The following is a 16,124-nucleotide window of genomic DNA, read 5'->3' as shown; positions in this document are numbered from 1 at the left end:
CTTATTAACTTGTTTTTTGGCTGTTTATGTTGATATACCCCTTCTAATTTATTGTAACGCCCCTCTTTTCTTATAAGGTGTTATCTAAATTTGTGAAGTTGTTTTTTATTTTCTGAGTTGAGCCTATTATTTTTTTAAAGATTATTGATAAGGTTAATTTGAAATAAAATACAGGAGTATTAAAATTTTTAGTTTCCATTTTTTAAAATAATTAAATGAAAAAAATTGTATTAGCACTTGCTTTATTTTTGAGCCTGCAAAATAATTATGCCCAGAATAATGAATGGGAAAATCCTCAAATTTTAGACAGAGGAAAAGAAGCAGGACGAAGTTCCTTTCTTTTATTCAGTAATGAAGCTGAATTGGAAGGCAATAATCCTCAAAAATCAGAATTGTATCAAAGTTTGAATGGAAACTGGAAATTTAATATTGTTAAAAATCCTTCTCAAAGGCCCATGGATTTTTATGCCGTAAATTTGGATGATACCAATTGGAAAAACATTCAGGTGCCTTCTAACTGGGAAATAGAAGGTTATGATATTCCTATTTATACTAACATTACGTATCCATTCCCGAAAAATCCCCCTTTTATAAATGGTGATTATAATCCGGTTGGAAGTTATAGACGCACTTTTACCATCGCTGATTCATGGAAAGACAAAGAAATTATACTTCATTTTGGATCTATTAGTGGTTATGCGAAAGTCTTCTTAAATGGAAAAGAAGTAGGAATGACTAAAGCAGCAAAAACGCCGGCAGAATTCAATATTACTTCTTTTTTAAAGAAAGGAGATAATTTGATTGCAGTACAGGTATTTCGCTGGCATGACGGAAGTTATTTAGAAGATCAGGATTTTTGGAGACTAAGTGGTATTGAGCGCGATGTTTATTTGCAGGCAATGCCAAAAACTACTATCTGGGATTATTTTATTAAAAGCGACTTAGACAATCAATATAAAAACGGAATTTTTAGTCTTGATGTTACTTTAAAATATTTTGAGAATAATAAAGTTAAAAACCCTTCTGTCAAAGTTGAATTGTTTGACAATCAGGGAAATGTTATTTATTCAGAAAATAAAAAAGTAAACGCTAAAGAGCAAAAAATCAGCTTTGAAAAAACACTTGAAAATGTAAAACAATGGAATGCCGAAACGCCAAATTTATATCGATATACAATTTCATTATTGGATAATAAAGGAAAGACGCTGGAAATAGTTTCAAAAAAAACAGGCTTTAGAAAAATTGAAATTAAAGATGCACGATTGTTAGTTAATGGTAAGGTCATTTTTGTAAAAGGAGTTAATATACACGAGCATGATGATCAAAAAGGGCATGTTCCTGTTGAAGCAACAACATTGAAAGACCTTAAGTTAATGAAGGAACATAATATTAATGCTATCAGAATGAGCCATTATCCGCATGATAGCCATATCTATGATTTATGTGATGAATATGGTTTTTATGTTGTTGATGAGGCTAATATAGAAAGTCATGCCATGGGAGCAGAATGGCAAAATTGGTTTGATAAAGCAAAACACCCTGCCTATTTGCCAGAATGGGCGCCAGCTCATTTGGATCGTATCAAAAGAATGTTTGCACTAGATAAAAATCATCCATCTATTATAATCTGGTCTTTAGGAAATGAATGCGGAAATGGTCCTGTTTTTTATGATGCCTACGATTGGTTAAAACAAACAGATTCTACCCGCCCGGTTCAGTCGGAGCAGGCAGGAGAGAATAGAAATACAGATATTGTAGCTCCTATGTATCCAGGTATTAAAAGTATGAAGGATTATGCAAATTCTGATAAAACACGTCCTTATATTATGTGTGAGTATGCACATGCCATGGGAAATAGTAGTGGAAATTTTCAGGAGTACTGGGACATTATAAATAACAGTAAACGTATGCAAGGCGGGTTTATTTGGGATTGGATCGATCAGGGACTGAAAACGAAAAATGAAAAAGGAATTACATTTTGGGCTTATGGAGGAGATTTAGGAGGTGCTGATTTACAAAATGATGAGAATGGTTGTGCAGATGGTCTTGTGTTTTCTAACAGAACTCCAAAACCAGCATTAAATGAAGTGAAAAAAGTGTACCAAAACATTCAATTTCAATTCAATAATGCAACTGATTTAGTGGTGACAAATCATTATAATTTTACCGATCTTTCTAATTATACCTTTAAATGGGAACTGATTAAAAACGGATTGAAAACAAAGTCCGGAGAATTTAATTTAGAGGCAGCTCCTGAAGAAAGTAAAAAAGTTGCTTTAGATTTAGGATCACTTGACGAGAATTCAGAGTATTTTTTAAATGTTTTTGCTGTTTCAAAATACGATGCGCCTTTGGTTGCTAAAGGTTATGAATTTGCAAGAGAGCAATTTAAAGTAGGGAAAGGTTCTTATTTTAATACTAATACCGTTGCCAAAAGTGGGACAAAATTGAAGTACGCTGTTAAAAATAATGTACTGTATTTTGAGTCTGAAAATAGTACAGGAGAATTTGATTTGAAAAAAGGAGAATTCCTGAAATATAATCTGAAAAATGGCGATAATACAGTTATTACCAATTTCCCAGCACCTTATTTCTGGCGTGCTCCAACAGATAATGATTTTGGAAACGGAATGCCAGATAAATTGGCAATTTGGAAAGAAGCATCAAAAAATCCGACTGTTGTAAGTGTTACTATGGATAAAAATACTGCAGAAGGTTTACTTGTAAAAGTGGCCTATAAATTAGCTCAGGCCGATGTTCCTTACACTGTTGAGTATTTGATTCAAAATAATGGAGCTATAAAACTTACCGCAGCTATTGATTTGAATGGAAAAGATTTACCAGAAATGCCTCGTTTCGGGATGCGTTTGAAATTAAATGGTTCTTATGATAATTTGAGTTATTATGGAAGAGGTCCATGGGAAAATTATTCAGATAGAAATTCGGCTTCATTTGTTGGAGAATATTCAGACAAGGTAATGAATCAATATGCGAGAAATTATATTCGACCTCAGGAATCGGGTTACAAAACAGATGTTCGTTGGCTGACTTTAAAAAATGATAAAGGACAAGGTGTAAAAATTGAAGGTCAACAAGCCGTTAGTTTTAGCGCATTGAATATTTCGACAGAAGATTTGGATCCCGGAAAAACTAAGGCACAGCGCCATCCTTCAGATTTGGATTTAGATTCTAAAGAAGCAGTTTATCTGCATTTAGATTATAAGCAAAGAGGTTTGGGCGGTGATGATAGTTGGGGACGTCCTCCTCATGATCCCTATCGATTATTAGAAAAGCAATACAGTTATTCATATACAATTTCACTAGTTAATTAGTTTAGTGTTTTTCTTTATGTTTGTACAGAAGGGCCTATGATATTTAGTCATAGGTTTTTCTGATTTTTAAGAATTAATTTATTGAAAAATTTTATACTTAATTCAGGGACAATATATTTTGAAAAATAGAATCTTATTATTTTTAATGCTTTTCGTTTGTTCTCCGTCTACACCACAGTCGGTAGCAGAATCGTCTGTTTCAAAATTTGGGCAGGAAAAATATAGCATTGGTTACATCGGCATCAAAAACGGACTTGCTAATAATGCTGTAACTTCTGTTTATAAAGACAAAAGAGGCTTAATGTGGTTTGGTACTTATGACGGAATAAGCAGGTATGATGGATATAATTTTTTGAACTTTAGAAATGAACCTAACGATCTCAATTCGTTAAATAATAACAGGGTTGTAACTATTTGTGGAACCAAAAATGAGATTTGGATTGGTACAAAAGGCGGAATAAGTGTTTATAATTATTTGAGCAATCGGTTTAACACAAAGTATTATTTAAATGCTAAAACTTCTAAAAGTGAGCCGATAGATTTTGTAGTGAATAAAATTATAGATTATAAATCAAATATGTACATCGGCACCGCAGGCCAGGGTTTGCTTTATTGTGCAGATAATCAGGAAAAAATCATTCAGGTACCACTTTATGTAAAAGGGAAATTGCGGTGGGATTACCATGTTCAGGGAATGGATTTTGACAAAACGGGTAAATTGTGGTGTTTTGTTCAGGGAGCAGGTCTTGTAACCATGGACACAGCAGCAAGGAAACTTATTGTTGTTTTTTCTGATTTTGTTAATGGGGATATTATTTTATGTGACAAATTTTCGAATGTTTGGGTAGGGATTGAAGGAGGTTTGTTGAAATACAATATACTAAATAGAACATACCGTAATTATACGAATCAGGAAATTCAGTATCCCATTTCTGATTTAATGTGTAAACCCGATAAAAAAGAACTTTGGATTGCTACAAATGGTAATGGAATAGTTAAATACAATTATGCTTCAGATACCTTTTCTTTATTTAATGCAACTTCAGATGAAGAAAAACTTAATAGTAATGCCATTTCATCGTTGTTTTTAGATAATGAAAACAGGGTTTGGATTGGGACTTTAAGAGGAGGAGTGAATAAGATTGAAGAAAGAAAAAGCCCTTTTATTACAATTTCAAAAAATGAAAAAATAAAAAATACTTTGCCTAGTGATTTTATTCTTTCCTTATCTGAGCAGGATAGCGAACATCTATGGATAGGAACAGACGGAGCAGGTGCCAGTTTGTGGAATAAAAAGAATAATACATTTACAAATTACTCTTATAATTCAAATAACCCGAATTCAATCTCTAATAATTTTGTCTCAGCAATTGTAAAGGATAATAAAGGAACCTGGTTTGCTACTTATGGAGGCGGCGTTTGTCTGTTTAATTCTCAGACCCATAATTTTAAAAAATACAGTTTTTTTAATCCAAAATACAATTTATTTCAAAAAAATATATGGGTACTGTTTCGTGGCAAAGATAATGTTTTATGGGCCAGTTCTCCAGATGATGAGGGACTGTATCGCTATAATAGAACGAGTGATCAATTCGATTTTGTTGATGCAAAAATCAGAGGAATTATTTCGATTACAGAAGATGAAGATGGGAATCTTTGGATAGGAAATTTCACAAAATTGTTTCAGTTCAATCCGAAAACAATGAAAAAGAAAGAGATTGATGTAAAATATCCTGTGCGGTCTGTTATTTCTATTTCTAAAACAAAAATACTTGCCGGTACCGAAGGAGGAGGCCTGATGATTTTTAATCCCCAAACTTCAACAAAAAAAATCCTGACGCAGCGAAATGGGCTTCCAAATAATTCGGTTTTAAACATTGTTAAGGACAATCAGGGTGCTTTTTGGGGCAGTACTTATAACGGAATATTTACTTATAACGCAAATAGCGGAAAAATTACAAGTTACCATGATGCTGACGGACTTCAGAGTAATCAGTTTAATTACAATGCGGCTCTCAAACTATCAACAGGTGAAATCGTTTTTGGCGGAATTAAAGGCTTTAATATTATCGATACGAAAATTAATAGTCAAATTCATGACTTTCCAAAGCTGGTAATAACTTCTATAAAAGTAAATAATAAGATTTATGACCAATCTCATTTGACTTCTTTTGGAATTGATAAATTAAAATTACCCTATGATGAATCAATGCTAAATATTGATTTTGCAGCTTTAGAATACAGTTTGCCAGAAAAAATATCTTATGCTTATTTTTTAGAAGGATGGGATTCACAATGGCATTATGTTGACAATGTCAGAAGTGCCAATTATTCCAGAATAACAGAAGGGGATTATGTGCTAAAAATTAAATCTACTAATGCTGAAGGAGTCTGGAGTACCAAATCTATTTCATTGCCTATTACGATATTACCGCCATGGTATAGAACTGGTTTGGCTTATTTTATCTATTTTCTCACATTGGGTTTTATTATTTATATGGTCGACAAATACCAACGTGAGCAGGAGAAATTAAAATACGAAGTACAGCTTTCGCAGAATTTGGCAAAGCAGGAGAAGGAGCTGAATGAGAAAAAAATAACTTTTTTTACTAATATTTCTCATGAGTTCAGGTCGCCTTTAACAATGATTATTAATCCTTTAAAAGATATAATTTATGGAACCGACCAGCAAATAGACCCGGGTGCTATTGAAATGGTTTACAGCAATTCCAGAAGATTATTGAGTCTGGTAGATCAGTTGCTTCTTTTTAGAAAAACAGAAACAGAGACCGGAAAACTTAAAATAGGACAAATTGATATTGTAGAACTGGCCAAAGAGGTTTTTAGCTGTTTTGTACATCATGCAAAAACAAAAAAAATAGATTACAGTTTTAGTATCTCTGAAGAAAGACTATTGGTTTATGTCGATCGGGAAAAAATAGAAATGGCTTTGTTTAATCTGATTGCGAATGCCTTAAAATTTACCGAGAAAGAGAATGGAAAAGTTGCCGTCAATTTACGATGCACAGATTCTGAAGTTATTATAAAAGTTATTGATAATGGAGAAGGTGTTTTGGATGCCGATAAAGACAAAATATTTAATTTGTTTTATCAGTCAAATAATAACATAAAAAACAACCGCAAAGGATTTGGTATTGGACTTTATTTGGTAAAACAGTTTGTTACCCAACATCATGGAGAGGTAAGCTGTCAGGATAATAAAAATGGAGGAGCAATATTTGAGGTTAGATTGCCACTGGGGAAAGAACATTTTGGAGATATAGAAATCCGTGAAGACTTAAACGACAGAACCTTGTTTTTAGAAGAAGCTTTAGAGGATACAATAATACAGGAAAATGTATTGCAGACAATTAATGAACCTGAAAATGGCAACGATTTAATTAAAGATGCCAAAAGTATTTTAGTTGTAGATGATAATGCCCAAATAAGAAATTATTTAAAACGAATATTAACCCCAAAATACCATGTTACGCTGGCTGAAAATGCAGAAACAGCTTTAACCATAATTAAAAAAGTACAGCCCGATTTGATTATTTCTGATGTTGTAATGGGAGAAATGAATGGGGTGGCCTTTTGTAAACATATTAAATCGGATGAAGAATTAAAGCATATTCCTGTAATATTACTCACGGGAGGAACTTCGGAAGATGTAAAACTTAAAGGTGCTGAGGTAGGAGCCGATGATTATATTACAAAACCATTTGACAACGAGTATTTACTAGCCCGAATCAGCGGAATATTAACCCGACGCGACAGTGAACAGAACTATCTGCTAAATTCAGTTACGAAAAAAGAGGCAAGTCTAAAGTTATCTGATGAGGATAAAAAACTTATTGAAAAAATCGTAGAAGTAATTGATGCCAATTTAGATGTAGAAAATTTCAATGTACATGATTTGGCATTTCACTTAGGAATGAGTTATTCTTTAGTTTATAAAAAAATTAAAAAAATTACCGGTAAATCGGTTTCTGAATTCACCCGAAATGTCCGATTACGAAAAGTAGCAACATTGCTCATTACGACAGATCTACAAATAAGCCAGGCTGCGTCAATTGCAGGTTTTGGTGATATTAAATATTTCAGAAAACACTTTCAGCAATTTTATAATCTAAATCCTTCTGAGTTTAAAAAGAAGTACCAAAACGTCAAGGATAATAAATATATATTAAACGAAAGTTTTTGGAAATCAACCTGATTATAAGCTTAGAAGAAGAAAAAATTAAGAAAAAAACGTATGAATAATTATTTTAAAAAAGCTGTTTTATTGGGGTTTGTTTTTTTTACGGCTATTTATAGCATACAATCACAATCAAAAAAACTTCAAAAAGATTCACCGGAAAAGGTTCGGGAATTTTTTGTGTCTTCTTTAGTTAAAATTGGAGATCCTGTTTTGAATGCATTAAGTAAAAATCAGCTCAAACAGCTAATGCCTGTAGAAAAATCACCAGGTGCCTGGGATGACAGAACTCATGTGACTTATTTGGAGGCTTTTGGGCGATTGCTTTCAGGAATGGCGCCTTGGTTAGAATTAGGTAAAGACGAGACCTCCGAAGGGAAATTAAGGGCAAATTACATTGATTTGGCTCAAAAATGCATTCATAATGCAACTGATCCAAATGCTCCGGATTTTATGAATTTTGTAAATGATAAACAACCTTTAGTTGATGCTGCCTTTTTTGCCCAGGCGCTGCTTCGTGCTCCAAAGCAACTTTGGGAACCGCTGGATGCAAGTACAAAAGAGAATGTAATCAAAGCATTAAAATCATCCAGAAAAATTGAACCTTATCACAGCAATTGGCTTCTTTTTGCAGGTATGATCGAAGCAGCAATAATTAAATTCGATAAAGATCCAGATAATAATCGTCTGAATTATGCTTTAGAAGAACATAAAAAATGGTATTTAGGTGACGGAACTTATGGTGACGGCCCTGACTTTCATTGGGATTATTATAATAGTTTCGTGATTCATCCGATGCAACTGGATATATTAAACGTACTTAAAGAAAAAAATAACGACTACAAAACGGATTATACCACAGAGTTAAACAGAGCCAGACGCTATGCAGCCATTCAGGAAAGATTAATTTCTCCTGACGGAACTTATCCGCCTATCGGAAGATCTTTGGCCTATCGTTTTGGCGCTTTTCAATTGTTATCTCAAATAGCACTCTGGAAAGAATTGCCAAAAGAAGTCGCTCCGGCTCAGGTTCGGTCAGCCTTGTATACTATGATTTTTAATCAAATTAATGTACCGGGAACTTTCGATAAAAACGGTTGGCTTCAAATAGGATTATATGGACATCAGCCTAATATTGGGGAAGGTTATATCTCAACCGGAAGTTTGTATTTGTGTGCAGAAGCATTTTTAGTACTTGGTTTGCCATCAACTGATTCATTTTGGAGTGATGCCTATCAGCCCTGGACACAAAAGAAAATTTGGTCCGGACAAGAGATTCCAATTGACCATGCATCAAAATAATTAAACATCTAATCTAAAAATATAATGATGAATTTTAAGAACTCATTTTTTATAGTAATAACTTTTGTTTCGCTTACAGCTGTAGGCTGTAAAAGCAGTGCCGTAAAGCAGGGAACTGCAATAAAAGAATCTAAGCAGGAAGTTATTGCAATTATTGACAAAGTAAATAATCATTGGCAAAATTCGCATCCGGAATTGGGAAATGCTTTTTGGAATGTTGCGGCCTATCATACCGGAAATATGGAAGCTTATAAGGTAACCCAAAACAAAAAGTATTTGGATTATTCATTGGCTTGGGCCGAAAAAAATCAATGGATGGGCGCCAAATCCAATGACAAATCAGAATGGAAATACAATTACGGTGAGAATGATAAACATGTGCTGTTTGGAGACTGGCAGATTTGTTTTCAAACCTATATAGATTTATACAATTTTACAGGCAAGAATGATCCGCAAAAAATTGCACGTGCCCGCGAAGTTATGGAGTATCAAATGAGTACCGCAGCTAATGACTATTGGTGGTGGGTAGATGGATTATATATGGTAATGCCGGTGATGACAAAGTTGTACAACGTGACTGGTAACGAAATGTATTTAGAGAAATTGCATTCTTATTTAACGTATGCCAATAGTATCATGTACGATGATGAAGCAAAACTATATTTTCGTGATGCAAAATATATCTATCCAAAGCATAAAAGTGCAAATGGCAAGAAGGATTTTTGGGCGAGGGGAGATGGTTGGATTTTTGCCGGTTATGCCAAAATTATTCAGGATTTGCCAAAAACGGCTAAACACAGAAATGAATACATCAGCCGTTTTAAGGAAATGGCTAAAGCGCTTGCAGCTGCCCAACAAAAAGAAGGGTACTGGACAAGAAGTATTTTGGATCCTGAACATGCACCGGGACCGGAAACCAGCGGTACAGCATTTTTTACCTATGGCTTTATGTGGGGAATTAACAATGGAATTCTAGACAAAAAAACTTATTTGCCAGTAGCAACAAAGTCATGGAATTACTTGACAACATTTGCTCTTCAGGCAGATGGTACAGTTGGATATATACAGCCGATAGGCGAAAAAGCCATTCCGGGACAAGTAGTAGATAAAAATTCTACGTCTGATTTTGGTGTAGGTGCTTTTTTATTAGCTGCTGTAGAGGTGTATCGCTATACTAAATAATTTTATTCTTTTTTATCGTGCAAAGAGGCAGTCATTTTAGACTGCCTCTTTGCATTTATACAAGTTTGGTTTTATTGCTTTTTCGTATCAAATGATATCGTTTTGAGGTAATGAAAGTTCACATAAATACACAATTGTTTTAGAGCATTTTATCGAATCAATTTATAAAGTACGATTATAATTGTGTTTAATTTTTGCTGAATGGTAATGTAGTATAGTATTTTAGGAGGTCTTAATTAGTTCTTAAATAATTAAGCATAGTGTATTTTAAATATAGTTTTTTTATCATAATTATAAAAATAACGCAGAATAAATAGAAAAATGCGGATTTACCCCTTTTATAATGTCGTAATTACCCCCTTTTACTTCTTAGTCTTACGTTAGATTTGCATTGCAAACTATATGTTAACGTATTCTTAATAAGTGTTTAAAAAAATTTGAAAAATAAAATTGTAAAAAACACACTTATTTACTTGCTGTAGCAATATTTTGCGAACTTAAACTAATCAATTAACCAAAAAAATTACAACCAACATGACAAACTTTATTAGGAAGATTAAGACTCCTGATTATGCATCTGGATTTGATTTAAAAAAGAAACTTACAATACTTTGCGTATTGGTTTCATTATCTCAGGTACATGCATACACTGGTACTTCTACCAGTACAAAAGGGGCAGAAAAAGTACAGCTACAAACCAGCATAACAGGGCAGGTTAAAGATCACAAGGGGATTCCGCTTCCGGGCGCCTCAGTTGCGATAAAAGGTACAAAAAAAGGAACTGTAACAGATTTTGACGGAAAATTTACGCTCGCAGGAGATGAGAATTCAATATTAGTAGTATCATTTGTTGGTTATGTAACCAAGGAAGTACCTGTAAATGGCAAAACGAATATTATCATAGAATTAGAAGAAAGTGCTGCTTCTTTAGATGAAGTGGTAGTTGTGGGATATGGTAAAATGAAGAAAAAGGATTTAACGGGCGCAATTGTTCAGGTTAAACCGGAAGCTTTGGCTAATCAAAATCCACAGACTGTTCAGGATTTATTGCGAGGTGTTCCTGGTCTAAAAGTTGGCTATTCAGCCGATGCAAAAGGGGGAGGTTCTTTGCAGATTCGTGGGCAGACTTCTGTTTACAATCCTGATGGCGCCAATCATAATTCACCGCTTATTATTTTAGACGGAATGCAATTCTACGGTGAGCTTTCAGAAATTAATCCTGATGATGTTGGCCAGATAGATGTCTTAAAAGATGCATCTGCAACAGCTGTTTATGGATCTAAAGCGGCAGCAGGGGTTATTGTTATTTCAACAAAAAAAGGAAAAACAGGCAAGCCTATCATTAATGTTACTACAAACACGACGATTGTCAATGAAAGCGCTTATCGAGATGTATATTCTTCAGAGGGGTATATAAAATATCGTGAAGATTGGGAAGTTGCTAAAACGTATGGTCCAAATACAACAACGGGGCAATACGAGCCTTATATTGCAGCTCGTGTTGGTCAGGTTGGGTATTTTTCAAACCCTAATCAATTAGATCAGTATGGCATATCTCAGGCGCAATGGTTAGCTTATCAGCCAGCTGCGCAAATACAGGGGAAAAGCCTGAATGAAGTATGGGGACTGCGTTTGGGTATTACAGATGCCTCACTTTTAAAGAATTTTACAGAAGGAAAAACACATAATTGGTACGATAGCACTTTTAGAACAGGAATAAATCACGACAATAATTTAAGTGTTTCCGGAGCAAGTGATAAAGTAAATTATTATATGTCTTTGGGGTATTTAACGTCAGAAGGAGCTATTCAGGGTAATGATTATTCTGCAGTTCGTGCGAATATGAAAGTGGATGCTAAAATTACAAGCTGGCTTGAATTTGGAGCAAACGTTAATTTTCAGGATCGTTCAGATGGAGATATATCTGTTGGTACGGGTACTAATTATTGGGATGCAAATATGTTAAGAAACAGCCCGTTCTCTAACTTTAAAGAGGCGAATGGTGATTTTGCGAGACAACCAATGGGACCAACAATTGGAGGCTATAATTATTACTATGATCGCCAGTATATGGAGCTTGAAAAAGGGTATACGGTATTGAATACCATTTTCAATACAAAGATAACTTTACCTTTAGGTATTACGTATTCATTTAATGCTTCACCGCGTTACGAATTCTTTTACAATCGTTATTTTCAGTCAGCAGGCAATAAAAACTGGAATCCTGTTAACATAGGAGTAGATAGAGGTAATGGTAAAAAATTTACATGGAATTTGAACAATACAATAGCATGGGACCATACATTTAATGAGAAACACCATATCATCGCAACTTTTGTTCAGGAAGCTGAAGATCTTAAAACATGGTCGGATATTGTTTATGCACGTAATATTCAGCCTTCAGACGCCTTAGGTTTTCACAATATTGCTAATGCAACCCTTTTAAATAGTACATTTTCCAGTACAGATACACATCAAACAGCCGATGCATTAATGGCTAGATTATTTTATTCGTTTGATAATCGTTACATGATAACAGGAACTGTACGTCGCGATGGATATTCAGCATTTGGAGCTTCGTACCCTTACGCCACTTTTCCTTCTGTTGCCTTGGGATGGAACTTTAATCAGGAAAGCTGGTTCCATTGGGATCCTTTAAGTACAGGTAAATTACGTTTGTCATGGGGAAAAAACGGAAACAGATCGCTTGCTGATCCATACTTAGCTTTGGCAAACTTGAGTTCAGGTACCGGAGCAACAATGGGATATATCGATGCTTCAGGAAACATTGTTGATATGAAATATTTAGGAATTGATCGTATGGCAAATCCTAATCTTCAATGGGAAAAAACAACTGCAACAAATATTGGTCTTGACCTTGGTTTCTTAAATGACAGAATTACTAGTACAATCGATATTTACAGATCGGTTACTAATGATATGATCATGAGTCAGCGTCTGCCTGATTTTACTGGATTTACATCAATTGCGACCAATCTGGGTGAGGTTGAAAATAAAGGTATTGAAATAAGTCTTACTACTTTAAATATAAAAAATCCAAATTTTGAATGGACTACTATGGTTGCTTTTTCATACAATAAGAACACCATTAATGCATTGTATGGTAATATGGAAGATATTAAGGATGCCAATGGGAATGTGATCGGAACAAAAGAGGCAGATGACAAAACCAATGGATGGTTTATTGGTAAACCTATTTCTCAAATCTGGGATTATAAAATAACAGGAATTTGGCAAAAGGATGAGTGGCAGGAAGCGGCAAAATACGGACAGCGTCCTGGTGACCCAAAAGTTGAAAACAGCTACACTGCTGACGATGTGAACGGAAAACCAACTTATAATGAAAAAGACAGACAATTTTTAGGCCAGACAGCACCGCCAATCAACTGGTCGCTTCGTAATGAATTTAAATATAAAAATTGGAATCTGGCAATTAACATGTATTCCTACATGGGACACAAATCGCTTGACGGACGTTATATGAATACGTATAATGATGGTAGTTTGTATACAAACAACTACAATCCGTTTGTAAATCCGTATTGGACAGTTGACAACCCAACCAATGACTGGGCACGTCTTGATGCAAGAGGTCCTGCAGGAGCCGGAACAGCAAAATTATACGATCGTAGTTTTATTCGTTTAGACAATATTTCGTTGGCCTATTCGCTTCCTAAAGATCTTATAGATCGTTTACATGTTAGAAATTTCAAAATTTATGCTTCGGTTCAGAACGCAGCAACATGGTCTGCTTCTGGGGAATGGAAATATTATGGAGACCCGGAAACAGGCGGGCTGGCTACACGAATGTTTAATTTAGGATTTAACGTTTCACTTTAAAAATTATTCAACAATGAAAAGATATATAAAAAATAAAATTTTAATACTTGCACCTTTAGTAGTGGCTTCCGCTCTTTTGGTTTCTTGTTCAGAGGATTTTATGGAGCCGGATCCACTTTCGTTTTACGAACCAGAAACTACATTTTCTACAGAATCTGGATTACAGGCAGTTTTAGCAAGTGCCGATAAACAATTGCGTAATAATTATATTCATTATAATGCTGCAAGTAATAGCGTGCCTATCGGTACGGAATACGTTTTTTCTGATATGGCAAAATATGGAAAAACGGATAATAGCAGTACTATCTCTGATTTTGCTAACACTATAGTACCTACCGGAAGCTTTAAAACAGCAACAAATGATGATTTTTATCTTGGATTTTACTGGGTTGAAGCTTATGCCGGTATTAAACATGCTAATACCATTTTGACATACATTGATAATGTGACAAGTTTAACGGAAGAAGTTAAACGTAAATATATAGGTCAGGCTTATTTTCACAGAGCATACCGTTATCTTAATCTGGTGTATCAATTTGGAGATATTCCGTTAATTACAAAAATTTTGGAGGTTCCAAAGCAGAGTTATTATTCTACTAAAAAAGAAGCTATCATTGAAATGATTACGGCAGATATGGAAAAGGCTGTAGAATGGGTACCGGATCAGTCAAAACTACCTTATGTAGGTGTAGTGAACAAAGGTGCATGCCGTCAGTTATTGATTAAGTGTTACCTGGCTTCCGGAAGATTTAAAGATGCAGAAACACAGGCAGATTTACTGATTAATCAATCTGGCTATTCTTTAATGCAGGGTTCTTTTGGAACTTTTGATCCAGGAGGAAATCCAACAACATGGGCAATAAACAGAAATGTAATCTGGGATTTACACAGACCTGAAAATAAGGTTATTGCTGGTAACAGAGAAGCCATATTGGTTATGCCGAATGGTGGAGTACAATCATTTTTACCATTTGCCTCAATGAGAATTTTTGGTCCAAACTGGAATTCGGGTACCCTTACCACTCCTGATGGTAAACAAGCAGCAAATCGTTTTGCCTCAAACAATACTGCTAATTATCAGGCTAAATATGATTATGCAAGAGCATTAGGACGTGGTATTGCAACTATTAGCGCTTCCTATTATTCACAACATCCAATGTGGGTTGTAAACGGAATCGAGGATAAACAGGATCTTAGACATAATAGCGCAGTTGGTAACTGGGTAAATATGGAAGATCTTAAATACAGTGATAAGAGTTCTGCGTTCTACCAACAAAATTTCAGATTAAAAAATGGTACCACTTTTTTGTCAAAAGATACCCTTCGTGAATGGTTTGATTTTCCGTTATATAAAATCTATTTGCATGATGTTGTAAATGAAACTAATCCAAATGCAACTGATTTTCAGGGAGCTAGTACAGGAAGTAAAGCGCATTGGTATTTATATCGTTTAGCTGAAACTTATTTGCTAAGAGCAGAAGCACGTTTTTATCAGGGTAATGTAGGTGGAGCAACTCAGGATGTGAATGTTATCAGAACCAGAGCCGGAGCTTCTCAAATGTACGGGCAGGTAACTATTGGTGATATCTGTGCAGAAAGAGGAAGGGAACTTTATCTGGAAGAATGGAGAAATGCAGAGTTAAAACGTATTTCGCACTGTCTCGCTCTGAGTGGAAAACCAGATGAGTGGGGTCAGACTTACAATAAAACCAATTGGGATAAACAATCCGGAACAGATGCAGCCGGAGGTAGTTATTGGTACCAGCGTATTTCTCATTATACCCTTTACAACAAATATCCAAGTGGAATTGTTGTTCCAAACGGTACTAAGTTTTATACTATGGACAAACGTAATAACTACTGGCCTATTCCAAACAGTGCTATAACGGCTAATATTAAAGGTAAATTAAGTCAGAACTTTGGTTATGATGGTTACGATCCTAACGTTAAGGTTTGGGATAAATGGCAGGATGCTGTTGCAGATGAAAGCCAGATTTAATTAGCTGCACAGTTAAAAAAAATATCTTCATCTGCAGTATTTGAATTGTTTTCTTTTACTGCAGATGAAGATACATTCATAAAGATTTAAAACTTCCAACTTCTTAATTAGTAGTTTTTATAAGTGTGTGTTGATGACTAAGTATTATCCCTGATTTGGTTATAAGGGATAATACTGGTAGTCATTATAATTCGCATGCATAAATTTCGATTCAAAAATATATTGTGATCCTGTGATTTAAAAGAAGAAT

General features: G+C 34.7%; 6 protein-coding genes. All 6 read left to right on the top strand.

Features of this window, described 5'->3' with window-relative positions; all coding sequences use genetic code 11:
• The first annotated feature begins 215 nt into the window (after positions 1 to 215).
• The 6 genes from lacZ to AC6CH4_RS23850 all read left to right on the top strand — a co-directional run bounded on the left by lacZ (position 216) and on the right by AC6CH4_RS23850 (position 15,874).
• Entirely contained in the window at positions 216 to 3,332 is a 3,117-nt protein-coding gene (gene lacZ / locus AC6CH4_RS23875) for a beta-galactosidase, LacZ type (protein ID WP_498107478.1), read from the top strand.
• Between the two features lie 118 nt (positions 3,333 to 3,450).
• Positions 3,451 to 7,548 (top strand): hybrid sensor histidine kinase/response regulator transcription factor, encoded by a 4,098-nt coding sequence (locus tag AC6CH4_RS23870; RefSeq protein WP_498107476.1) that lies wholly within the window; start codon positions 3,451 to 3,453, stop codon positions 7,546 to 7,548.
• A 39-nt stretch (positions 7,549 to 7,587) separates the two neighbouring features.
• Positions 7,588 to 8,832 carry a DUF2264 domain-containing protein gene (locus tag AC6CH4_RS23865; protein WP_498107473.1) on the top strand — a complete coding sequence of 415 codons (1,245 nt, stop codon included), beginning with the start codon at positions 7,588 to 7,590 and terminating at the stop codon, positions 8,830 to 8,832.
• Positions 8,833 to 8,856: 24 nt separating this feature from the next.
• On the top strand, positions 8,857 to 10,014 hold the full coding sequence (locus AC6CH4_RS23860) for a glycoside hydrolase family 88/105 protein (protein ID WP_498107471.1): 1,158 nt from the start codon (positions 8,857 to 8,859) through the stop codon (positions 10,012 to 10,014).
• A gap of 534 nt (positions 10,015 to 10,548) precedes the next feature.
• Positions 10,549 to 13,875 carry a SusC/RagA family TonB-linked outer membrane protein gene (locus AC6CH4_RS23855; RefSeq protein ID WP_498107469.1) on the top strand — a complete coding sequence of 1,109 codons (3,327 nt, stop codon included), beginning with the start codon at positions 10,549 to 10,551 and terminating at the stop codon, positions 13,873 to 13,875.
• A 13-nt stretch (positions 13,876 to 13,888) separates the two neighbouring features.
• On the top strand, positions 13,889 to 15,874 hold the full coding sequence (locus AC6CH4_RS23850; RefSeq protein ID WP_498107467.1) for a RagB/SusD family nutrient uptake outer membrane protein: 1,986 nt from the start codon (positions 13,889 to 13,891) through the stop codon (positions 15,872 to 15,874).
• The last annotated feature ends 250 nt before the right edge of the window (positions 15,875 to 16,124 follow it).

The sequence above is a fragment of the Flavobacterium sp. GQ95 genome (assembly GCF_059758655.1).
Note: the sequence above shows the minus strand (reverse complement) of the source record. Positions and strands in the feature narration are given on the sequence as shown.

Coding starts and splice junctions, on each gene's coding strand:
- lacZ (WP_498107478.1), top strand. CDS start 216: ATGAAAAAAATTGTATTAGCACTTGCTTTATTTTTGAGCCTGCAAAAT.
- AC6CH4_RS23865 (WP_498107473.1), top strand. CDS start 7,588: ATGAATAATTATTTTAAAAAAGCTGTTTTATTGGGGTTTGTTTTTTTT.
- AC6CH4_RS23860 (WP_498107471.1), top strand. CDS start 8,857: ATGATGAATTTTAAGAACTCATTTTTTATAGTAATAACTTTTGTTTCG.
- AC6CH4_RS23855 (WP_498107469.1), top strand. CDS start 10,549: ATGACAAACTTTATTAGGAAGATTAAGACTCCTGATTATGCATCTGGA.
- AC6CH4_RS23850 (WP_498107467.1), top strand. CDS start 13,889: ATGAAAAGATATATAAAAAATAAAATTTTAATACTTGCACCTTTAGTA.